Consider the following 20223-nt stretch of genomic DNA (forward strand, 5'->3'; position numbering starts at 1 on the left):
GTCAGGGACGTGCGGCAGACTCGGGGCGTGCGAAAGATTCATGTCATCGGTATCGGCGCGGGCGACCCCGACCAGCTGACCCTGCAGGCGGTCAGGGCGCTGCGGAGCACGGACGTGTTCTTCCTGCTCGACAAGGGCGAGGTGAAGAGCGACCTGACCCGGCTCCGCCGGGACATGCTGGACGCACACCTGCCGGCGGGGTCGTACCGGGTGGTGCAGGCCAGGGACCCGGAGCGGGACCGCGCGGCGGGCGGGGCGGCGTACTCGCCGGCCGTGGAGGACTGGCGCAGCGCCCGTGCCGGGATCTACGAGCGTCTGATCGCCGACGAACTGGGCGAGGACGGCACCGGCGCCTTCCTGGTGTGGGGGGACCCGGCGCTGTACGACAGCACGCTGGGGATTCTCGAGGAGGTGCTGGAACGGGGCGCGGTGGCTTTCGAGTACGACGTCGTACCGGGTATCAGCAGCGTCTCCACGCTGGTCGCCCGGCACCGCACGGGGCTGAACCGGGTGGCCCGGCCGGTGCAGATCACCACCGGACGGCGGCTGGCCGAGGGCTTCCCCGCGGGGGTGGACGACGTGGTCGTGATGCTGGACGCGCACCAGGTCTTCCGGCGGTACGCCGAGGAGGACATGGACATCTACTGGGGCGCCTATCTGGGCACCCCGGACGAGATCCTCGTCTCCGGCCCGATCGCCGAGGCCGCCCCCCGCATCGAGCGGCTGCGGGCCGAGGCCCGGGACCGCAAGGGGTGGATCATGGACACGTACCTGCTGCGCAGGAACCCCGGGGACGCCTGACCCGCTGCCGTGCGGAGGCCCGGGGCGCCCGGCCGAGAACCGGGTGAGCCGGGGGTTGCGCCCAGGTGGTACTCGGGCCGTGTCCGCCACGGCGGGCCGCGGGCGTACGACCGGCGGCATCCCGCTCTGATCCGGCGCTGTGTCGCTGCCACTTCGCGCGAGGCGGCGCCTCTTGGACGACACCGGGCAGAAGCTGCCCCTGGTCCACCGGCTGAGGGGAATCGGTCCTCACCCGGGGCCGAGGCCCAGCCACTCCCGTGCGCCCGCCACGTCCGGCACCGCCGTGACGCCCGGTGGCAGGGCCGGCCGTCGTACGACCACCACGGGCAGTCCCAGGTCCCGGGCCGCCGTCAGCTTCGCGGCCGTCGCCTCGCCGCCGCTGTCCTTGGTCACGAGGACGTCGATGCGACGGGTCCGCAGCAGTTCCGTCTCGTCGGCGACCGTGAACGGGCCGCGCGCCAGGACCAGTTCGGTGTGCCGCGGCAGTGGCGGCTCGGGCGGGTCGACCGAGCGCACGACGAAGTGCAGGGCCGTCAGGTGGGCGAAGGCCGCCAGGCCCAGGCGGCCGGTGCTGAGGAAGATCCGGCGGCCGAGACCGGGCAGCGCCTCGGCGGCCCCCGACAGTGAGTCCACCTCGTGCCGGAGGTCGCCGGGGACCGGACGCCAGCCGGGGCGGCGCAGGACGACCAGGGGGACCCCGGTGGCCGCCGCCGCGTGGGCCGCGTGGGCCGTGATCTTCTCGGCGAAGGGGTGGGTGGCGTCGACCAGGGCGTCCACGTGGTGCGTGCGCAGCCAGTCCGCCAGGCCCTGCGCGCCGCCGAAGCCGCCGACGCGGAGCTCGCCGGCCACCGCTCCGGGGCGCGCGACCCGGCCCGCGAGGGAGGTGGTGACGCGGACGCCGGGGCGGTCGGCGAGGTCGGCGGCGAGGCGGCGGGCCTCGGTGGTGCCGCCGAGGATCAGGACGTGCGCGGGCATAGGGGTGAGGGTACGAGGTCGTACGGGCCCGACGGCCGCCCGGGTCGCTACGGTCGGAGCCATGGGAAGCGTGGCATCCGTACGGGCCGTCCTGATCGACATCGACGGTGTCCTCACCGTCTCCTGGAAGCCGCTGCCGGGCGCGGTGGAGGCGCTGCGGGCGATCCGCGCGGCCGGTCTCGGTGTGGCGCTGGTGACCAACACGACCTCCCGGACCCGGGCGTCGATCGCCGGGACGCTGGGCGGGGCCGGTTTCGAGGTGACGGCCGAGGACGTCCTCACCGCGCCCTCGGTCACGGCCGCCCACCTGGCCGAGCACCACCCCGGCGCCCGCTGCGCGCTGCTCAACAGCGGGGACATCACCGAGGACCTCACCGGCGTCACGCTCGTGGACGACGACCCCGACGTGGTCGTACTCGGCGGTGCCGGGCCGGAGTTCGACTACACGGCGCTCAACCGGGCCTTCGGGTTCCTGCAGCGGGGTGCACGGCTGGTCGCCATGCACCGCAGCCTGTACTGGCGCACCGAGGCCGGGCTGCAGCTGGACTCGGGTGCCTTCCTGGCGGGACTGGAGAAGGCCGCGCGGGTCGAGGCGGAGGTGACGGGCAAACCGTCCCGGGCGTTCTTCGGGACGGCGCTGGCCCGGCTGGGGTCGGCCGCGGACCGGGCGCTGATGGTGGGCGACGATGTGGAGTCGGACGTGCTCGCGGCCCAGCGGGCCGGGCTCACCGGGGTGCTGGTGCGGACGGGGAAGTTCCAGCAGGAGACGCTTCAGGGCGCGAGCGGCACCCCGCACCACGTCCTCGACTCCTTCGCCGACGTGCCGGCGCTGCTGGGGCTACCGCAGTAGCAGTTGCACCCCGCCCACAACCGTCGCCGCGATCACGAGTTGTTCGAAGAGGTGCTGGTTGATCCTGTTCACAGCCCACTTGCCGAACAACGCGCCGGGCACGACGAACACGGCGAGCGCGGCGTCGAGGAGCAGCGAGCGCCCGTCGATCAGGCCCAGCCCCGCGCTGAACGGCACCTTGGACACATTCACGATGAGGAAGAAGAACGCCGACGTGCCCAGGAACCCCAGCTTCCGGAAGCCGGCCGACAGCAGGTACATCGACATCACCGGCCCGCCCGCGTTGGCGACCATCGTGGTGAACCCGCCGAGCACGCCGTACGACCGCGCCTTCACCCGGCCCGCCCGGGTCGTCACCGCGTCCGGCTCGTCGCCCGCCGCCGTCCGGCGCCGCCGCCACAGCGTGACCCCGGCCATCAGCAGCAGGATCACGCCGATCGAGGTCCGTACGACGCCGTCGCCGGCCCACACCAGGAACAGCGTGCCGACCACCACACCCACCGCGACGGCCGGGAACAGCCGCCACAGCGTGGGCCAGTGGGCGTGCCGCCGGTAGGTGAGGACGGCGAGCACGTCCCCGGCGATCAGGACGGGCAGCAGGACGCCGGTGGAGGCGCGGGCGGGCAGCACGGCCGCGAAGATCGCGAGGCTGACCGTGTTGGCCCCGCTCACCGCCGTCTTGGAGAAGCCGACGAGCAGGGCCGCGCAGGCGAGTGCGGCGAACTCCCAGCCGGACATGTGCCAGAGCGTCATCGTGTTCATGCGGGGACCGATGCTATGTCCGGACAAGCCTGCGGCGTAAGGACCGTCTCGCCAGATGATCCCTGCCGCGGGCCAGGTCCTGCCGTCGAACTCCCGTCGTCCGCCCGCAGGGCGGGCTCTGCGGCGTCAGGTACGTGCTCTGGGGGTCCCCCGGCCGAAGGCCGGGGGGGGTGCCGGGCCTCGACCCTCGTACTGGACGTACTGGGGTCGGGGCCCGGTGCGGCGAGAGTGCGTGCATGGCGTCGCGGGGCAGGCGGGAGTTCGACGACAGGGCCTAGGACCGGTCCGCGAACTGTGCCCGGAGCTCCCGCTTGAGCACCTTCATGCTCGGACCGAGCGGCAGCCGGTCGGTGAACTCCACGCGCCGGGGGTACTTGTGCCGGCCCAGGTGCTCCTTGGACCACTCGGTGATCGCGGCGGCGTCGGGGGCGGTGCCCGGCGCGGGGACGACGACCGCGCACACCTCCTCGCCGTGCAGCTCGTCCGGCAGGCCGATGACCGCGGCCTGGGCGACGCCGGGGTGGCGCATCAGCACCTCCTCGACCTCCCTCGGGTACACGTTGTAGCCGCCGCGGATGATGACGTCCTTCTTGCGGTCGACGATCCGCAGGAAGCCGTCCTCGTCCTTGGTGCCGAGGTCCCCGGAGCGGAACCAGCCGTCGACGAGGGCCTCCGCGGTGGCCTCGGGGCGGCCGAGGTAGCCGGAGAAGACGTTGTGGCCGCGGATGACGACCTCGCCCAGCTCGCCGGGCGGCAGCAGTTCGATGCGGTCCTCGGCCTCGGCGCGGGCGATCTCCACGTCGATGCCCCACAGCGGGTGGCCGATGGTGCCGGCCCGGGTGCCGAACACCGGCTGGTTGACGGTGGCCGTCGGCGAGGTCTCCGACAGCCCGTACCCCTCGTAGACCGTCGCCCCGAACGCGGCCTCGAACCGTTCCAGGACGGCGACGGGCAGCGAGGCCCCGCCCGAGACGCACACCCGCAGGCGCGGGAGCGCCCCGGCGTCCGCGGCCGCCGCCGCGAGGGCGACGAACATGGTCGGCACGCCGTGGAAGGTGTTCACGCCCTCCTTCACCATCAGCTCGATGGCACGGGCCGCCTCGAAGCGGGGCAGCAGGACGAGCGTGGCGCCCGCGCGCCAGGTGGAGTTGAGCGACACCGTCTGCCCGAAGGCGTGGAAGAGGGGCAGGGCGCCGAGGGCGATGTCGTCGGCGCGGATGTCGTTGGCGTCGAAGGCGTTGACGGTCGCGTTCATCACCAGGTTGAAGTGGCTGAGCACGGCGCCCTTGGGGGCGCCGGTCGTGCCGCTGGTGTAGAAGATCACGGCCGGGTCGTCGGCGGCCCGGGTGGTGTACGACGGCAGCGGCCGGGCGTCGGCGGCGAGCTTGTCGAACTCCTCGCCCAGGGTGACCACTCGGACGCCGGTGGCCTCGGCGGCGGCCCGGCCGGTCCGCTCCTGCGCCGGGTGGACGAGCAGCAGGCTCGCGCCGCTGTCCTTCAGGACGTGCTCGACCTCGCCGGACGACAGCAGCAGGTGCACGGGGACGACGACCCCGCCCGCCGCGGCGACGGCGTAGTAGGCGACGGGGAACTCGGCGGTGTTGGGGGCCATGAGGGCGACCCGGTCGCCGGGCCGTACGCCGAGGCCGGTGAGCGCGCCCGCACGGGCCAGCGCCCTGTGCCACACCTCGGCGAAGGTGAGCCGCAGGTCGCCCTCGACGAGGGCCGTCTTGTCGGGGCGGCGCCGGGCGTTCTCGGCGAGAACGGCGGCGACGGACAGGGTTGCCATGGGGTACTGCTCCGTTTCCTTGCTGCGGCTCGTGTGACCGGTCCCCGTGCGGGGAGCCCCCGTCGACGGCGCGGGTCAGTCCCTCTCGACCAGCACCGCGCTGCCCTGCCCCACGCCCACGCACATGGTGGCCAGTCCCCGCTCCGCGCCCGTGCGCCGCATGCGGTGCAGCAGGGTGGTGAGGATGCGGGCGCCGGAGCAGCCGAGGGGATGGCCGAGGGCGATGGCGCCGCCGCTGGGGTTCACCAGCTCCGGGTCGATGCCCAGCTGGTCGACGCAGGCGAGCGCCTGGGCGGCGAACGCCTCGTTGAACTCGGCCTCCTGCACGGCGCCGATCTCCCAGCCGGCCCGGGCCAGCGCCTTGCGGGTGGCGGGGACGGGGCCGAGGCCCATCACGTCGGGGTGGACACCGGCGGAGGCGCCGGCGACGTACCGGCCCAGGGACTGCAGGCCCAGCTCGTTCAGGGCCTCCTCGCTGACCAGCAGCAGTCCGGCCGCGCCGTCGTTCATCGGCGAGGCGTTGCCCGCCGTGACGGTGCCGCCCGGCCGGAAGACCGGCCTGAGCCGGGACAGCTTCTCCAGCGAGGTGTCCTCGCGGACGCACTCGTCCTGCTCGACGACGACGCCGTCCGGGCGTTCCACGGGCAGCAGTTCGTCGTCGAAGTGGCCGTTCTTGCGGGCGACGGCGGCCCGTTGGTGGCTGCGCAGCGCGAAGGCGTCCTGCCGCTCGCGGGAGACGCCGTACCGCTCGGCGACCTCCTCGGCGGTCTCGCCCATGGAGAGCAGGCCGTGCAGCTCCTTCATGGCGGGGTTGACCAGGCGCCAGCCGAGGCGGGTGTCGAAGGTCTCGATGCGCTGCGGCAGGGCCTCGTCGGGGCGGGGCAGCACGAAGGGGGCGCGGCTCATCGACTCCGAGCCGCCGGCGATCACGACGTCGGCCTCGCCCGCGGCGATGGTCCGGGCGGCCGTGGTGACCGCTTCCAGGCCGGAGGCGCACAGCCGGTTGACGGTGGCGCCGGGCACCGAGTCGGGGAGACCGGCGAGGAGGGCGGCCATGCGGGCGACGTTGCGGTTGTCCTCGCCGGCCTGGTTGGCCGCGCCCCAGTAGACGTCGTCGATCCGGGCGGGGTCGAGCGCGGGCACGTCGGCGACCAGACGGCGGATCACGGTCGCCGCCAGGTCGTCGGGCCGGATGCCGGCGAGGGCTCCGCGCAGCTTGCCGAGCGGGGTGCGGCGGGCAGCCGCGAAGTGGACGGGACGCACGGGTTCGACTCCTGATCTACGACGCTGTCGATCAGCACTGGTCCGGGCAACACTTAATTAGCACTGCTAGTTTTTGACTATAGACCTCCGACCGGCTCCCTGGGAAGATCCCCAGGAGCTTCACCGAGGCAGCTGGAGGAGAGATGCCCCACGTCCGCGAGCACGTCCTGGGCGGCATCGCCGTGCGGGAGTGGCCGCATCCACGGCCGCGCCACCTGGCCCTGGTCGTGCACGGGTACGGGGAACACGCGGGGCGCTACGAGGAGCTGGCGCACGTGCTCACCGGGCACGGAGCGGCCGTGTACGCGCCCGACCACGTCGGCCACGGCCGGTCGGCCGGTGAGCGGGTGGTGATCGAGGACTTCGAGGACGTGGTCACCGATGTGCACCGGGTGGCCGGCCTGGCCCGCGCCGCGCATCCCGGCCTGCCGCTCGTCATGGTCGGCCACTCCATGGGCGGTCTGATCGCGGCCCGCTACGCCCAGCGGTACGGCGCCGAGCTGACCGCGCTGATCCTGTCGGGGCCGGTGATCGGCGCCTGGGAGCTGCCCGGGCGGCTGCTGGCGCTGCCGGAGATCCCGGACACCCCGGTCAGCCCGGCCGCGCTGTCCCGGGACCCGGCGGTGGGCGCCGCGTACGCCGCCGACCCGCTGGTGTGGCACGGGCCGATGAAGCGGCCGACGCTGGAGGCGTTCGTACGGACCCTGCGCACCGTCGCCGAGGGCGGTGCCGTGGGAGATCTGCCGCTGCTGTGGCTGCACGGGGACGACGACCGGCTGGTGCCGCTGCCCGGGAGCCGGACCGGGGTGGAGCGGCTCGGCGGCCGGCTCACCGAGCGGATCTTCCCCGGCGCGCGGCACGAGGTGTTCCACGAGACGGTCAAGGCGGAGGTCTTCGCGGAGGTGATCCGGTTCCTGGACGCGGTCCTCCCCCGCTGACCAGGCCGGTTTTGCCCCCGGTGACGCGGGGCACCCGCCCTTTCGGACATGCAGATGTGCACGACGAAAGGGGTCGCACCGACCATGACCGTGGTGAAGAGCACGCTCTCCGAGGAGGCGCTCGGCGTCACCGGATCCGCCCTGCAGGAGACCCTCGTCGACCTGCTCGGACTGTCGCTGATCGGGAAGCAGGCGCACTGGAACGTGGTGGGCCCGCGGTTCCGGTCGATCCATCTCCAGCTGGACGAGGTGGTCGCGACGGCCCGCGCCCACTCCGACACGGTCGCCGAGCGCGCAGCGGCGCTGGGCGTGCCGCCGGACGGCCGGCCGGAGACCATCGCCGCGACCTTCGCGCTGCCCGGCAGCAAGGACGGCTGGCTGCGCGACACCGAGGTGGTGGAGCTGATGGTGGCGTCCCTGACGACGGCCATCGGCCGGCTGCGCGAGCGGATCAGGGCCACCGAGGAGCCCGACCCCGTCACACAGGACCTGCTGATCTCCATCACCGCCGACCTGGAGAAGCAGCGCTGGATGTTCGAGGCGGAGAACGGGTCGCGCGACAACGCCGCCGGCTAGCGACACGGACCTGCGCAGGGAAGGGGACGACCCATGGCCGACCCGATCGAGACCGAAGCGCTGTGGGAGGACTTCCACCGCGTGGTGAACATGACCTCCGCGGAGCTGGCGGCCTGGCTGCGGGTCCGGGACTCCGACGAGGAGGCCGAGGCGCTGCCCGAGGAGGCCGGGACGCCGACCGGCCGGCACGTGCTGGCGATCCTCCAGAAGCGCCGCACCGACCTCACCGACGACGACCTCCGCGTGATGCACCGGGTCGTCGACACGGTCGGTGACCTGGTGGACATGGAGGACGAGCCGGAACCGGAGCGGACGCCGCAGGACACCCGCCGCCGGCACCGGCTGATGACCCTGGGCCACGACCCGCTCAAGCCGTAGGCGGAGGGCCTCGAGCCATGAACCGCGACGAACGGGTCCTGCACGAGCTGGTGTCCGCGTACGGGCGGACGTACGCCGAGGAGGCGGGCATCCGCCTGACGGACACCCCGCAGCCGCTGTACCGGCTGCTCGTGCTGGCCCTGCTGCTCAGCGCCCGGATCCGCGCCTCGGTCGCGGTGGCCGCCGCGCAGGCCCTGCACGAGGACTACCTCGACAGCCCGCGCCGCATGGCCGACGCCGACTGGCAGCAGCGCGTGGACGCGCTCGGCCGGGGCGGCTACCGGCGCTACGACGAGCGGACGGCCACCCAGCTCGGCGACGGCGCCGAGCTGCTGCTGGACCGCTGGGGCGGGGATCTGCGCCGGCTGCACGAGGAGGCGCACGGCGACGTCGGCGCCCTCAAGGACCTGCTCCAGGAGGAGCCGGGCGTGGGTCCGGCGGGCGCCGACATCTTCCTGCGGGAGGCCCAGCGCGTGTGGCCGGAGATCGGGCCGTACCTGGACGGCAAGGCCCTCTCCGGGGCCCGGCGGCTGGGCCTGCCGGAGGACCCCGGGAAGCTGGCCGGGCTGGCCGAGGACACCGAACCGGCCGTGCTGGCCGCCGCGTTGGTGCGGGCCGCGCTCGACAAGCAGGTGGCCGAAGACTGTCTGCGCCGCGCCGGATGATCGTGTCAGACTGCTGCTCGCACATGACGGAGTGAGAGCCGAGGAGCAGCACGTGACGGGGACCGAGCCGGCCGCATCGCCCATCGACACCAGCCGGCCGCATCCGGCCCGGGTGTACGACTGGTTCCTGGGCGGCAAGGACAACTACCCCGTCGACGAACAGCTCGGCCGCAGCATCACGGCCATCGACCGGGGCGCCGCCCGCAACGCGCGCGCCAACCGGGCCTTCATGCAGCGGGCCACGCGCGCCCTCGCCGAGGACGGCATCCGCCAGTTCCTGGACATCGGCACCGGCATCCCGACCGAGCCGAACCTGCACCAGATCGCCCAGTCGGTGGCGCCGGACGCGCGCGTGGTCTACGTCGACAACGATCCGATCGTGCTGGCCCACGCGGGCGCGCTGCTGCGCGGCACGCCCGAGGGCGTGACGGAGTACGTGCAGGCCGACGCCCGCGACCCGGACACCATCCTGGAACGGGCCGGCCAGGTCCTGGACCTCTCCCGCCCGGTGGCCCTCTCCCTCATCGCCCTGCTGCACTTCGTCGCCGACGAGGACGGCGCCCACGACGTGGTGCGGAAGCTGGTCGACGCGCTGGCTCCGGGCAGCTGCCTGGTGCTGTCCATGATGACGGCCGACTTCGAACCGGAGAACGTGCACAGGGGCATCGCCGCCTACGCGGCGGGCGGGGTCACCCTGGTGGCGCGTTCCCGGGACGAAGTGGCCGCCTTCTTCACGGGGTTGGATCTGCTGGAGCCGGGGGTCGTGCCGGTCTCCGACTGGCGGCGGGAGGCGGCGGCGGACGACGGCGGGCCGATCTCCCTGTACGGCGCGGTGGGCCGCACCTGCGCCCGCTGACCCGGCGGTCAGAACAGCAGCTCGGCCAGCCGGCCGATCTGGTCGACGTCCGAGGACCAGCAGTAGAGCATGACCTCGTCGGCGCCGATGCCGAGGTAGCCGTCGACCGCCGCGCGGATCGCCTTCGGGCCGGTGAGCAGGCCGGCGGTGATGTGCTCGGCGCGGCCCGTGAAGCCGTAGTAGGCGCGGATGTTGCGCCGGGCCTGCTCGACGGTGCCGGACGGGCCGAGGGCGACGTTCGCCTGGGCGACCAGCCGCGGCCGGCCGGGACGGCCGTGCCTGTGCCAGACCGCTTCGACGTCACGGAACAGCCCGGCCATGCCCTCCGGCGGCAGCGCCGCGCCGAGGAAGCCGTCGCCGAACCGCCCGACCCGCTCGAGCGCGGCCGGGGCGAAGCCGCCGAACAGGACCTCCGGGCCGCCGGGCGTCGCGGGCGCCGGACCGATGGGCCCCACCCCGTCGCCGTACGGCTCGCCGGACCAGGTGCGGCGCAGCAGGGCCATCTGCTCGTCGAGGCGGCGGCCCCGGCTCCGCAGGTCGACACCGGCGGCCAGGCAGTCGTCCGCCCGGCCGCCGACGCCGATGCCGAGCGTGAAACGGCCGCCGGAGATCAGGTCCAGGGTCGCGCTCTGCTTGGCGAGCAGCGCGGTGCCGTGCAGCGGGGCGAGCAGCACCTCGGTCTGCAGCCGGATGCGTGACGTGGCCCCGGCGAGCGCGGCCAGGGTGACGAGGGGTTCGGGGTTGTCGTGGACGAGCCGGTCGAGCAGGCCGAGCGTGCTGAAGGGGCCGGCGTCGGCACGGCGGGCCCAGGTCGGCAGCAGGGCGGGGTCGTCGACGGGAAGTCCGAGACCGATCTTCATGGGTGGTGTCCTCCGGAGGGCGTGCCGCATCGCTGCCGCCCCTCCGTGGCGCCGCGCCGCCGTGCGCGGGCTCGCTCCCGTTCTGCGGCTGTGGTGCGGGGAGCGTGATCGTCGAAGTGCGGCGACGCTATCGCGGTCCCCCGTAGCCGGACCACTCCTTTTCGCGCCGGGCCGCCGCTACAGGCCGAGGACGCGGGAGATGGTCCGCAGCACGCCGTCGTCGTTGTTGGACGGGGCGAGGTGCCGGGCCCGGCGGACGACCTCCGGGTGGGCATTGGCCATGGCGAAGGACCAGTCGGCGGCGTCGAGCATCTCCAGGTCGTTGAGGTAGTCGCCGAAGACCATGGTCTGCGCGGGCGTGACGCCGAGCGCGCGCTGCAGGCCGCGCAGCGCGGTGCCCTTGTTCGCGGTGCGGTTCATGACGTCCACCCAGTGCGCGCCGGAGACGACCACCTGGTGCGTCCCGGCGAACTCCGCGAGCGCCGGGGCGGTGGAGCGCTCGACGGGCCCGAAGTCGAACAGGGCCACCTTGATCACGTCGTCGTCGACGGCGGTGACGTCCTCGACGACCCGGTGCTCGACGTAGTACCTGCGCACCTCGGCCAGGAACGCCTCGTCGCTCCGCTCGACGTACGCCGCCCGTTTGCCGCACACCACCGCGCCGACGTCGACCCCGTCCGCGACCAGCCGCCGTACCGTCCGGGCGACCCCGGCCGCGACCGCGCGGTCCATCGGGTCGGAGCTGAGCTCCACCCCGTCACGGACCACGTAGGTGCCGTTCTCCGCGATGAACACCATGCCCTCGGCGACGTCCGCGAACTGCCGGGCCAGCGTGGCGTACTGGCGGCCGCTCGCCGGGCTGAACAGCACCCCGCGCCGGCGCAGTTCGGCGAGCATCGGCCCCAGCCCGGCGGGGATCCGCTTGGCGTCGTCCAGCAGGGTGCCGTCCATGTCGGTGACGACGAGCCGGATGTCGGCGGGGCCCGCGGGCAGGCCGGGGACGTGGAGGAGGGGCACGGGCGTGGCGGGCATGTCCTGCTTCCGGCCGGGGGCGGGGTACGGCACCCAGTGTTCCTCATGCGCCGGAACGTCCCGAAGCCGCCCCGAACCGCCCACGGTGCACGGTTCCCGGGACAGCGCGATCACCGGGCGGCACAATGACGGCGGACACCCGCACGTGAGAAGGGCGGCGACGTGACCGAAGGCTCCTCCCCCACGGCCGGACCGGCGAGGCTGAACACCTCCGTGGCGCACAACGCCCGGGTGTGGAACTACTGGATCGGCGGCAAGGACAACTACGAGGTCGACCAGCGGGTCGGCGACCACATCGCCGGGATGTTCCCGGTGATCCGGGCGGTGGCCCGCGCGGACCGCGAGTTCCTGGCGCGGGCGGTGCGGTGTCTGACCGCGGAGCGCGGGATCCGGCAGTTCCTGGACGTGGGCACCGGCCTGCCGACGGTGGACAACACGCACGAGATCGCCCAGCGGATGGCCCCCGAGTCGCGGATCGTGTACGTCGACAACGACCCGATCGTGCTCGTACACGCCCGGTCGCTGCTCACCAGCTCCCCCGAGGGCGTCACGGACTACGTCGACGCCGACGTGCGCGACCCGGACACGATCGTGGAGCGCGCCGCCGAGACGCTGGATCTCCAGCGGCCGGTCGCGGTGATGATGCTGGGCATCCTGAACTTCGTCCTGGACACGGACGAGGCCCGGGACATCGTACGGCGGCTGATGGCGGCGGTGCCGTCGGGCAGCCACCTCGTCCTGACCCATCCGACCTTCGACGCCGACGTGGGCGGCGAGGGCAACGTCGCCGCGATGGAGTTCTGGAACGCCCACGCCACCCCGCCGATCACCGCCCGCAGCCGCGCCGACGTCGCCGCGTTCCTCGAGGGCCTGCAGCCGGTCGAGCCGGGTCTCGTGCCCTGCTCGCGGTGGCGCCCGGAGCCGGCGTCCGCCGCCGTGGTGCCGCAGTACGGCGCGGTGGCCGTGAAGCCCTGACCCCGGCCCGGCCGGCGGACCGAGCCCGAGGAGCCCGAGGAGTTCGAGCAGCCCGGGAGTTCGAGGAGTTCGAAACCCGGGAGTTCGAGGAGGAGGAGGACGTATGACCACTCTGGCCGACCCCGTGCCCGGCGGGCGCCCCGGTGATCTGCGCCGGGTCGCCCCGCTCACCGCCGGCCTGGCCGCGCAGGGCGTGCGCGGGATCGTACTGGCGTACGTGGACACCGCGGGCGTCGGCCGGGTGAAGACGATCCCGACGGCACGGCTGGAGGCGGCCGTGTCCTGGGGGGTGGGGATGTCCCCGGTGTTCGACACCTTCCTCGCCCACGACACGATCGTCACCACCGACGTCCTCGGCTCCCCGGACGGCGACCTGAGGCTCTACCCCGACCTGGACCAGCTGGTCGTGCTGGCCGGACAGCCGGGCTGGGCGTGGGCGCCGGTGGACCGGATCACCCAGGAGGGCGAGCGGCACCCCGGCTGCGCCCGGACCGTCCTGCGCCGGATCGTCACGGACGCCGCCGCGCGGCACGGCCTGACGTTCAAGGCGGCGATCGAGGTCGAGTGGGCGTTCGGGCTCGGCTCGGCACCGGCCGGGGAGTTCGTGCCGGCCGTCCGCGGACCCGCGTACGGCGCGATCCGTCAGGTCGAGCTGAGCGACTGCGCCGCCGACCTGCTGGCCGCGCTGGCCGCGCAGGACGTGGACGTGGACCAGCTGCACCCCGAGTACGCGGCCGGGCAGTTCGAGGTCTCGGTGGGCGCGCTGGACCCGGTGGCGGCGGCCGACCGTAGCGTGCTCGTCCGGCAGACGATCCGGGCGGTCGCCGCGCGGCACGGCCTGCGGGTGTCGTTCGCGCCCGCGGTGTCCGCCGACGGCGTCGGCAACGGCGGACACCTCCACCTGTCCTGCTGGCGCGACGGGGTGAACCTGCACGCGGGCGGGGAGCGCCGGTACGGCATGACGCCCGAGGCGGAGTCCTTCGCGGCCGGGGTGCTGGCCCGGATGCCCGCGCTGACGGCGGTCACCGCGCCGAGCCCGGCCAGCTATCTGCGGCTGAGGCCCTCCCGGTGGGCCGGGGCGTTCACCACGTGGGGCCGCGAGACCCGCGAGGCCGCGCTGCGGGTGATCACGGGTACGGCGGGGCGCCGGGAGCAGGACGCCAACCTGGAGGTGAAACCGGTCGACCTGGCCGCGAACCCGTACCTGGCCCTCGGCTGTGTCATCGCCGCCGGCCTCGACGGCATGACGGCGGGCCGGTCCCTGCCGGAGGAGATCACCGGCGACCCGGCCCGCTACGGTCCGGACGAGGCGGCGGCCCTCGGCGTACGGCGGCTTCCGGTGTCGCTGCCGGGGGCCGTCGAGGAGTTCCGCGCGGACCGGGTGCTGCGGGCCGCGCTGGGCCCGGTCCTCGCCGACGCGGTGACCGCCGTGCGGCTCGGCGAGGCCGCGGCCGTCGACGGGCTCGACGACGACCGGGTGGCGGCGGCCTACCGCTGGACGTACTGACCATGACCGCACCCGGCCCGGTCCACGAGGCCCTCGCCGCGCTGCCACTGGTGGACCACCACTGCCACGGCGCCGTGACCGCCGACCTCGCCCACGAGGAGTTCGCCTCGCTCCTCACCGAGGGCGAGGCCTGGCCCGGCGTGTCACCCTTCGACACCCCCGCCGGAGTGGCCGTACGCCGCCACTGCGCACCCCTGCTGGACCTGCCACGGCACGCGCCGCCCGCCGATTACACGGCCCGGCGCGCGGAGCTCGGCTGGCGGGAGGTCAACCGCCGCTTCCTGACGGCCGCGGGAGCCGCGGTGTTCTGCGTGGACACCGGCTACACCCCGCACCCGCTCACCACGCCCGGCGAACTGGCGGCGGCCGCCGGCGCCTACGCCTGCGAGGTCGTACGACTGGAGCAGCTCGCCGAGGCGGTGGCCGCGCGGGGCGTGGAGGCGGACGCGTACGCGGGCGCGGTCCGGCAGGCCGCCGAGGAGGCCGTGCGCCGGCCGGGCGTGGTGGCGGTGAAGTCGGTGGCCGCCTACCGCACCGGCTTCGCCCTGGACCCGGCCCGCCCGGCCGGCGCGGAGGTGACCCGGGCCGCGCGGCGCTGGTTCGCGGACGGCGGCCGGCTGACCGACCCGGTCCTGGTCCGGCACCTGCTGTGGACCGCCGTCGACCTGGGCCTGCCCCTGCAGCTGCACACCGGCTTCGGCGACGCGGACGTGACCCTGCACCGCGCCGACCCGGCGCTGCTCACCGACTGGCTGCACCTGACCGCCGGCACGATCCCGGTGCTGCTGCTGCACTGCTGGCCGTACCAGCGGCAGGCCGCCTATCTGGCCGCGGTGTTCGAGCAGGTGTACCTGGACGTCGGTCTGGCCCTGCACCACACCGGCCCGGCCCGCTGCCGGGCGGTGCTGGAGGAGGCCCTGGAGATCACCCCGTTCCGGAAGCTGCTGTACAGCTCCGACGCCTATGGTGTGGCCGAGTTCCACCACCTCGGCGCGCTGTGCTTCCGGCACGGACTCGCCGAGCTGCTGCAAGCCCGGGTCGACGCCGACGAGTTGAGTCTGCCCGACGCCCTGCGGATCGCGGCCTGGACCGGCCGCGACAACGCCCGCCGCCTCTACGGCCCACCCGTGTCCGAACCGGCCCGCGACCCCAGCGGGCGCCCCACCCGGAAAGTATGATCAAGCAATGTCTGACATGACCGAAACCACGCCCGGATGGCTGACCACGGACGAGCTGGAGATGGCCCGGGCCCGCATGCCGATCCTGTACGTCGAGGCCGTGCCGGTGCGCGTGGACGACAGCGGTGAAGTCACGAGCATCGGACTGCTGCTGCGCATCGGCCCGGACGGAACGGTCAGCCGGACCCTGGTGTCCGGCCGCGTCCTGCACCACGAGCGGGTCCGGGACGCCCTGCTGCGCCATCTGGAGAAGGACCTCGGCCCGGTCGCGCTGCCCCGGGTCCCGGCCTCCCTGCAGCCGTTCACGGTCGCGGAGTACTTCCCGACGGCGGGCATCACCCCGTACCACGACCCGCGCCAGCACGCGGTGTCCCTCGCCTACGTCGTGCCGGTGACCCGGTGACTGCCGGCCCCGGCAGGACGCGCTGGACCTCGTCTGGTTCAGCCCGCAGGAGGCCGCCTCCGTGGCCGTGCAGAGCGAGATGCCCGGCGGGCACGGGATGCTGCTGAAGCAGGCGCTCGCGCACGTGGGTCTGGCCCTCTGACCCCGGCAGCCGGCCGACCCGCCTGTCTACCAGGTCGGCCGGGCCGCCGGCCAGATGGTCCGCTGCGGCTTTCAGGTTGCGTTCAGGCTGGTGACGGCCTCGGGCAACACCTGCACCAGAAGCCCCAAAACAATGGCAAAGGGGGCTGGGAGCAGCACAGTTGGCCGTGCCAGGGTGCGGCGCATGAGCACAGAGCACGTCCTCGACCACCGGCCGAGCGGCCCCGTACGCGCACGCATACGCGAGAGCGCGAACAAGGTGCCGGAGGTGACCGTCTACTTCTGGATCGTCAAGGTCCTCACCACCGGCATGGGCGAGACCGCCTCCGACTTCCTGGCCCGCCTGCTGGGCCCGGTCCCGGCGGTCGCCCTCGGCGGTCTCGCCTTCGCGGCCTCGCTCGTGCTCCAGTTCGCCGTCCGCCGCTATGTGGCCTGGATCTACTGGACGGCGATCGTCATGGTCAGCGTGTTCGGCACGATGGCCGCGGACGTCCTGCACGTGGGCCTGGGCGTGCCCTACACCCTCTCCACGCCCCTGTTCCTCATCGCCCTGGCCGCCGTGTTCGCCCTCTGGTACGCGAGCGAGCGCACCCTGTCCATCACTTCCGTCCGCACCCGCCGCCGGGAGTGCTTCTACTGGGCGGCCGTGCTCGCCACCTTCGCCCTGGGCACGGCGGCGGGCGACCTGACGGCGACGATCGGTCTCGGCTACCTGGGCTCGGTCGCGCTGTTCGCGGTGGCGATCTGCGTCCCGGCCCTGGCCCACCGCACCCGTCTGCTGGGCGCGGTGACGGCGTTCTGGACGGCCTACGTCCTCACCCGCCCGCTCGGTGCGTCCCTCGCCGACTGGATGGCCGTGGCGGGCACCCGGGGCGGCCTGGGCTGGGGGCTGGGTCCGGTGACCCTGTCCTGGACGGTGGCGATCATCGGGTTCGTGGCGTACCTGGCGCTGTCCCGCCGGGACACCGCACCGGCGCTCTGAGCCTGTCCCATGACGGAAAAGGCCGGTTCGGAGGATTCCGAACCGGCCTCTGACCTGCGTGCTTCGCAAGTCGGGACGACAGGATTTGAACCTGCGACCCCTTGACCCCCAGTCAAGTGCGCTACCAAGCTGCGCCACGTCCCGGTGCCCGTTTGACCTGGGGTTTCCCCGGTCGAAACGCGCAGGGAAACAATACCGCACTCGCCTCGGTGATCGCGCACGCCTTTCGCCGGTTGACCTCGAGTTCGGTTGAGGTTGCACGATCGCCCGCATGACGATCACAGCGGACGACGGCCGCACCCACGGCTACGACGACCTGCCCCGGCTGATGGGCACGATGACGGGCGACGAGAAGCACGGACCCGCGGCCACGTCCACGCTCGACGTGCTGTGGGTGCTGTACGACCGGGTGCTGCGCATCACGCCGGAGCGGACGGACGATCCGGCCCGGGACCGGTTCCTGCTGAGCAAGGGGCACGGACCGATGGCGTACTACGCGGTGCTGGCCGCGCGGGGGTTCCTGCCGGTGGAGTGGCTGCCGGGCTTCGGCTCGTACGACTCCCCGCTCGGCCACCACCCGGACCGGGTGCTGGTGCCGGGCGCCGAGATCGGCAGCGGGTCGCTCGGGCACGGGCTGCCGATCGCCGTGGGCACCGCGCTGGGCCTGCGGGCGCAGGGGCTGCACGATCCGGCGGTCTGGGTGCTGATCGGGGACGCCGAGCTGGACGAGGGAAGCAACCACGAGGCCATCGCCTTCGCCGGGCCCGCCGGGCTGGAACGGCTGCACACCGTGGTGATCGACAACTCCTCCGCGAGCCACACCCGGCCCGGTGGGATCGCGGCGCGGTTCGAGGCCGCGGGCTGGTCCGCGGTGACCGTCGACGGGCGCGATCACCGGGCCCTGTACGACGCGTTCACCACGCCTCATCCGGGGCGGCCGCACGTGGTCGTGGCCCGGGTCGAGCCGAAGACCGCCTGACACTTCGTTCCCTCCCGGAAAGGGCACACCCTCATGGACACCATGCGTGACCGTTTCGCCCCCGTCGTCTCCCGGCTGCTGGACGAGGATCCGCGGGTCGCGGTCGTCCTCGCCGAGATCGGCAAGGACGGCTTCGCCGAGGCCGCCCGCCGGCATCCCGACCGGGTCGTCAACGTCGGCATCCGCGAGCAGTTGCTGGTCGGGGCGGCGGCGGGGCTGGCGCTCACCGGGCTGCGGCCGGTCGTGCACACCTTCGCGAGCTTTCTGGTGGAGCGGCCGTTCGAGCAGATCAAGCTGGATCTGGGGCACCAGGACGCCGGGGCGGTGCTGGTGAGCGCGGCCGCCTCCTTCGACTGGCCGGCCGGCGGCCACACCCACATGGCCCCGGGCGACGTGTCCCTGCTCGACACCCTGGACGGCTGGACCGTGCACGTGCCCGGCCACCCGGACGAGGCCGAGACCCTGCTGCACCACGCGGTCGCCGCCGGCGACGACAAGGTGTACGTGCGCCTGTCCGTGCAGTCCAACCGGCGGGGGCGGATCGTCGACGGCACGCACGTCCCGACCGTCCGCGAGGGTCGCTGCGGTGTGGTCGTCGCCGTCGGCCCGATGCTGGACGCGGTGCTGGCCGCCACGGAGGGCCTGGACGTGACCGTGCTCTACGCGACGACCGTACGGCCCTTCGACGCGGCGGCGCTGCGCCGGGCCACCGAGGCCGCCGGGACGGACGTCGTCCTGGTCGAGCCGTACCTCGCGGGCACGTCGACGGCCGCGGTGAGCGAGGCGCTGTCCGACGTGCCGCACCGGGTGCTGGGCCTCGGCGTCGGCCGCCGCGAACTGCGCCGCTACGGCACGGTGGAGGAACACGCGGCCGCGCACGGGCTCGACGCCCCGGGCCTGCGGCAGCGCATCACCGGCTTCCTGGGGGCGGACCGGGTACGGGCCGGCGGCTGAGCCCCCCGGCTCACATCCTGCTCCCCTCCCTGCGCTGCGCTCGCGCGTTCGTGTCCGCTCTGACCAGGTTGCGTATCCCCGGGACCGCGAGCAGGGCCGCGGCCACCGCCAGGCTGGTCACGGCGGAGATCAGCAGGACGTGGCCGGCGCCGAACGCCCCGGCTGCGGGGCCCGCGAGGGCCTGGCCCACCGGCATCATGGCGAGGGAACCCGCCACGTCGTAGGCGTGGATGCGGTTGAGGACGTCGGCCGGGACCTGGGTCTGCACGCTGGTCGCCCACATCACGCCCCAGAACGACATCCCCGCGCCGGCCAGGGCGGCCCCGGCCGCCATGGCCGGCACCCCGAGGCCCGCGCCGACCGCCGCCGGGAAGCCGAAGAAGGCGAACAGGGCGACCGCACCGGCCCGCAGCATGTGGCGGGGCCGCAGCCGCAGGGCGAGCAGGCCGCCGACGACCGTGCCCGCACCGAGGGCCGAGTTGACCAGGCCGTAGGCGCGCGGGCCGTGGTGCCGGACGACCTCGGTCGCCACGAGCGGGACGCTCGGACCCCATACGGCGATCATGTACAGGCACCAGACGGCGATCACGCCCCAGAGCCAGGTGCGCGCCCGGAACTCCCGCCAGCCCTCGACCAGATCGGCCCGGAAGGCGCGCGTCCCGCCCCCGACGGCGGCGCGGCTGCCCCGGGGCAGCGGCGGCAGCCGGAGCAGCACCAGGCACAGGGCGCTGGTCGCGTAGGTGGCGGCGTGCGCGGCGAACACACCGCCCGGGGAGGCGAAGCCGACCAGGAGGCCGGCGACGGCCGGACCGGCGAGCTGGGCGGCGGACTCGGCGATGCGTATCGCGCCGTTGGCCCCCTGGATGTCGGTGGCCAGCCGGGGCACCGTGCTCGCCACGCCCGGCTGGAAGACGGCTCCCGCCATGCCGTTGACGAGACCGATGACGCAGATCTGCCAGAGCACCACGTGCCCGGTGAAGAAGAGGACGGCGGCGAGGGACTGGGTGCCGAGCCGGACGAGGTCGGCGCCGATCATCAGCCGACGGGTGCTGAACCGGTCGGCGACGACCCCGCCGAAGACCACGAGTCCGGCGAAGGCGGCGGCCGTGGAGGCCATGGCCAGGCCGACCGCGCCCACGCCGTATCCGTGCTCCAGCAGGCCGGCGGCGAGGGCCACGGGCAGCATGGTGTCGCCGAGCCGGGCGACCGCCCGGGCCGCGAAGAACAGGGCGAAGTCGCGCGACCAGACGGCCGGTGCGCCGGGACCGGCCGCCTTCAGTCCCCGGGTGACGCTGTCGTGCCGTGCATCCGTTCCGGTCATCGCGGGTGATCCCCTCCCAGCCGACCCGGCGGTGTCCC

Annotated in this window: 20 protein-coding genes, 1 tRNA gene and 1 pseudogene; 14 read left to right on the plus strand and 8 right to left on the minus strand. The window is 73.9% G+C overall.

Annotated elements, in window-relative coordinates:
- Positions 1-27: 27 nt before the first annotated feature.
- A complete protein-coding gene (gene cobF / locus ACIHEJ_RS02765; protein ID WP_400131445.1) occupies positions 28-801 on the plus strand; it encodes a precorrin-6A synthase (deacetylating) in 774 nt (257 codons plus the stop codon).
- A gap of 228 nt (positions 802-1029) precedes the next feature.
- On the opposite strand, the gene ACIHEJ_RS02770 is transcribed toward cobF, so the two are convergent.
- Positions 1030-1776: a cobalt-precorrin-6A reductase gene (locus ACIHEJ_RS02770; protein ID WP_400131447.1), complete on the minus strand. Its 747-nt coding sequence runs from the start codon at positions 1774-1776 to the stop codon at positions 1030-1032.
- Positions 1777-1846: 70 nt separating this feature from the next.
- On the opposite strand from ACIHEJ_RS02770, the gene ACIHEJ_RS02775 reads away from it, so the two are divergent.
- Positions 1847-2626: an HAD-IIA family hydrolase gene (locus ACIHEJ_RS02775; protein ID WP_400131801.1), complete on the plus strand. Its 780-nt coding sequence runs from the start codon at positions 1847-1849 to the stop codon at positions 2624-2626.
- On the opposite strand, the gene ACIHEJ_RS02780 is transcribed toward ACIHEJ_RS02775, so the two are convergent.
- From ACIHEJ_RS02780 to ACIHEJ_RS02790, 3 genes are all read right to left on the minus strand, one after another.
- Positions 2615-3388 (minus strand): sulfite exporter TauE/SafE family protein, encoded by a 774-nt coding sequence (locus tag ACIHEJ_RS02780; protein WP_400131449.1) that lies wholly within the window; start codon positions 3386-3388, stop codon positions 2615-2617. The genes ACIHEJ_RS02775 and ACIHEJ_RS02780 overlap by 12 nt on opposite strands.
- A 274-nt stretch (positions 3389-3662) precedes the next feature.
- Entirely contained in the window at positions 3663-5177 is a 1515-nt protein-coding gene (locus ACIHEJ_RS02785; RefSeq protein WP_400131451.1) for a long-chain fatty acid--CoA ligase, read from the minus strand.
- Between the two features lie 75 nt (positions 5178-5252).
- Positions 5253-6440, minus strand: a complete 1188-nt coding sequence (locus ACIHEJ_RS02790; RefSeq protein WP_400131453.1) for a thiolase family protein — start codon at positions 6438-6440, stop codon at positions 5253-5255.
- A gap of 143 nt (positions 6441-6583) precedes the next feature.
- On the opposite strand from ACIHEJ_RS02790, the gene ACIHEJ_RS02795 reads away from it, so the two are divergent.
- The 5 genes from ACIHEJ_RS02795 (at position 6584) to ACIHEJ_RS02815 (ending at position 9853) form a co-directional block, all read left to right on the plus strand.
- Positions 6584-7378, plus strand: a complete 795-nt coding sequence (locus ACIHEJ_RS02795) for a lysophospholipase (protein ID WP_400131455.1) — start codon at positions 6584-6586, stop codon at positions 7376-7378.
- Between the two features lie 84 nt (positions 7379-7462).
- The gene (locus ACIHEJ_RS02800) at positions 7463-7954 is read left to right on the plus strand and encodes a Dps family protein (RefSeq protein WP_400131457.1); all 492 of its coding nucleotides are present in this window, start codon (positions 7463-7465) and stop codon (positions 7952-7954) included.
- Positions 7955-7987: 33 nt separating this feature from the next.
- Complete coding sequence (locus ACIHEJ_RS02805) at positions 7988-8332, plus strand: DUF3140 domain-containing protein (protein WP_400131459.1); 345 nt, start codon at positions 7988-7990, stop codon at positions 8330-8332.
- A 17-nt stretch (positions 8333-8349) separates the two neighbouring features.
- A complete protein-coding gene (locus tag ACIHEJ_RS02810) occupies positions 8350-8997 on the plus strand; it encodes an endonuclease (RefSeq protein WP_400131461.1) in 648 nt (215 codons plus the stop codon).
- A gap of 52 nt (positions 8998-9049) precedes the next feature.
- Positions 9050-9853, plus strand: a complete 804-nt coding sequence (locus tag ACIHEJ_RS02815) for an SAM-dependent methyltransferase (protein ID WP_400131463.1) — start codon at positions 9050-9052, stop codon at positions 9851-9853.
- Positions 9854-9861: 8 nt separating this feature from the next.
- Here the strand turns inward: ACIHEJ_RS02815 and ACIHEJ_RS02820 are convergent, their stop codons facing one another.
- Complete coding sequence (locus tag ACIHEJ_RS02820; RefSeq protein WP_400131465.1) at positions 9862-10713, minus strand: LLM class flavin-dependent oxidoreductase; 852 nt, start codon at positions 10711-10713, stop codon at positions 9862-9864.
- Positions 10714-10890: 177 nt separating this feature from the next.
- Positions 10891-11745 (minus strand): Cof-type HAD-IIB family hydrolase, encoded by an 855-nt coding sequence (locus ACIHEJ_RS02825; RefSeq protein ID WP_400131803.1) that lies wholly within the window; start codon positions 11743-11745, stop codon positions 10891-10893.
- A 162-nt stretch (positions 11746-11907) separates the two neighbouring features.
- Between ACIHEJ_RS02825 and ACIHEJ_RS02830 the strand changes: the two genes are divergently transcribed.
- From ACIHEJ_RS02830 to ACIHEJ_RS02850, 5 genes and pseudogenes are all read left to right on the plus strand, one after another.
- The gene (locus tag ACIHEJ_RS02830; RefSeq protein ID WP_400131467.1) at positions 11908-12720 is read left to right on the plus strand and encodes an SAM-dependent methyltransferase; all 813 of its coding nucleotides are present in this window, start codon (positions 11908-11910) and stop codon (positions 12718-12720) included.
- Between the two features lie 103 nt (positions 12721-12823).
- On the plus strand, positions 12824-14227 hold the full coding sequence (locus ACIHEJ_RS02835; protein ID WP_400131469.1) for a glutamine synthetase: 1404 nt from the start codon (positions 12824-12826) through the stop codon (positions 14225-14227).
- Positions 14228-14229: 2 nt separating this feature from the next.
- Entirely contained in the window at positions 14230-15405 is a 1176-nt protein-coding gene (locus ACIHEJ_RS02840; RefSeq protein ID WP_400131471.1) for an amidohydrolase family protein, read from the plus strand.
- A gap of 16 nt (positions 15406-15421) precedes the next feature.
- Positions 15422-15950 (plus strand): annotated as a pseudogene (locus tag ACIHEJ_RS02845) (NUDIX hydrolase family protein).
- A 183-nt stretch (positions 15951-16133) separates the two neighbouring features.
- Positions 16134-16931, plus strand: a complete 798-nt coding sequence (locus ACIHEJ_RS02850; RefSeq protein ID WP_400131473.1) for a hypothetical protein — start codon at positions 16134-16136, stop codon at positions 16929-16931.
- A 70-nt stretch (positions 16932-17001) separates the two neighbouring features.
- Here ACIHEJ_RS02850 and ACIHEJ_RS02855 read toward each other — a convergent pair.
- A tRNA-Pro gene (locus ACIHEJ_RS02855) sits at positions 17002-17075 on the minus strand.
- A gap of 127 nt (positions 17076-17202) precedes the next feature.
- Between ACIHEJ_RS02855 and ACIHEJ_RS02860 the strand changes: the two genes are divergently transcribed.
- Positions 17203-17910 carry a transketolase gene (locus tag ACIHEJ_RS02860; protein WP_400131474.1) on the plus strand — a complete coding sequence of 236 codons (708 nt, stop codon included), beginning with the start codon at positions 17203-17205 and terminating at the stop codon, positions 17908-17910.
- 33 nt (positions 17911-17943) lie between these two features.
- Positions 17944-18864: a transketolase family protein gene (locus ACIHEJ_RS02865; protein ID WP_400131476.1), complete on the plus strand. Its 921-nt coding sequence runs from the start codon at positions 17944-17946 to the stop codon at positions 18862-18864.
- A 10-nt stretch (positions 18865-18874) separates the two neighbouring features.
- On the opposite strand, the gene ACIHEJ_RS02870 is transcribed toward ACIHEJ_RS02865, so the two are convergent.
- Complete coding sequence (locus tag ACIHEJ_RS02870) at positions 18875-20185, minus strand: MFS transporter (RefSeq protein WP_400131478.1); 1311 nt, start codon at positions 20183-20185, stop codon at positions 18875-18877.
- Between the last annotated feature and the right edge of the window lie 38 nt (positions 20186-20223).

It is taken from the genome of Streptomyces sp. NPDC052301 (assembly GCF_044593395.1).
In the GTDB taxonomy this organism is placed as follows: Bacteria; Actinomycetota; Actinomycetes; order Streptomycetales; family Streptomycetaceae; genus Streptomyces.

Coding starts and splice junctions, on each gene's coding strand:
- ACIHEJ_RS02770 (WP_400131447.1), bottom strand. CDS start 1,776: ATGCCCGCGCACGTCCTGATCCTCGGCGGCACCACCGAGGCCCGCCGC.
- ACIHEJ_RS02780 (WP_400131449.1), bottom strand. CDS start 3,388: ATGAACACGATGACGCTCTGGCACATGTCCGGCTGGGAGTTCGCCGCA.
- ACIHEJ_RS02785 (WP_400131451.1), bottom strand. CDS start 5,177: ATGGCAACCCTGTCCGTCGCCGCCGTTCTCGCCGAGAACGCCCGGCGC.
- ACIHEJ_RS02795 (WP_400131455.1), top strand. CDS start 6,584: ATGCCCCACGTCCGCGAGCACGTCCTGGGCGGCATCGCCGTGCGGGAG.
- ACIHEJ_RS02800 (WP_400131457.1), top strand. CDS start 7,463: ATGACCGTGGTGAAGAGCACGCTCTCCGAGGAGGCGCTCGGCGTCACC.
- ACIHEJ_RS02805 (WP_400131459.1), top strand. CDS start 7,988: ATGGCCGACCCGATCGAGACCGAAGCGCTGTGGGAGGACTTCCACCGC.
- ACIHEJ_RS02810 (WP_400131461.1), top strand. CDS start 8,350: ATGAACCGCGACGAACGGGTCCTGCACGAGCTGGTGTCCGCGTACGGG.
- ACIHEJ_RS02820 (WP_400131465.1), bottom strand. CDS start 10,713: ATGAAGATCGGTCTCGGACTTCCCGTCGACGACCCCGCCCTGCTGCCG.
- ACIHEJ_RS02825 (WP_400131803.1), bottom strand. CDS start 11,745: ATGCCCGCCACGCCCGTGCCCCTCCTCCACGTCCCCGGCCTGCCCGCG.
- ACIHEJ_RS02835 (WP_400131469.1), top strand. CDS start 12,824: ATGACCACTCTGGCCGACCCCGTGCCCGGCGGGCGCCCCGGTGATCTG.
- ACIHEJ_RS02840 (WP_400131471.1), top strand. CDS start 14,230: ATGACCGCACCCGGCCCGGTCCACGAGGCCCTCGCCGCGCTGCCACTG.
- ACIHEJ_RS02850 (WP_400131473.1), top strand. CDS start 16,134: ATGAGCACAGAGCACGTCCTCGACCACCGGCCGAGCGGCCCCGTACGC.
- ACIHEJ_RS02860 (WP_400131474.1), top strand. CDS start 17,203: ATGACGATCACAGCGGACGACGGCCGCACCCACGGCTACGACGACCTG.
- ACIHEJ_RS02865 (WP_400131476.1), top strand. CDS start 17,944: ATGGACACCATGCGTGACCGTTTCGCCCCCGTCGTCTCCCGGCTGCTG.
- ACIHEJ_RS02870 (WP_400131478.1), bottom strand. CDS start 20,185: ATGACCGGAACGGATGCACGGCACGACAGCGTCACCCGGGGACTGAAG.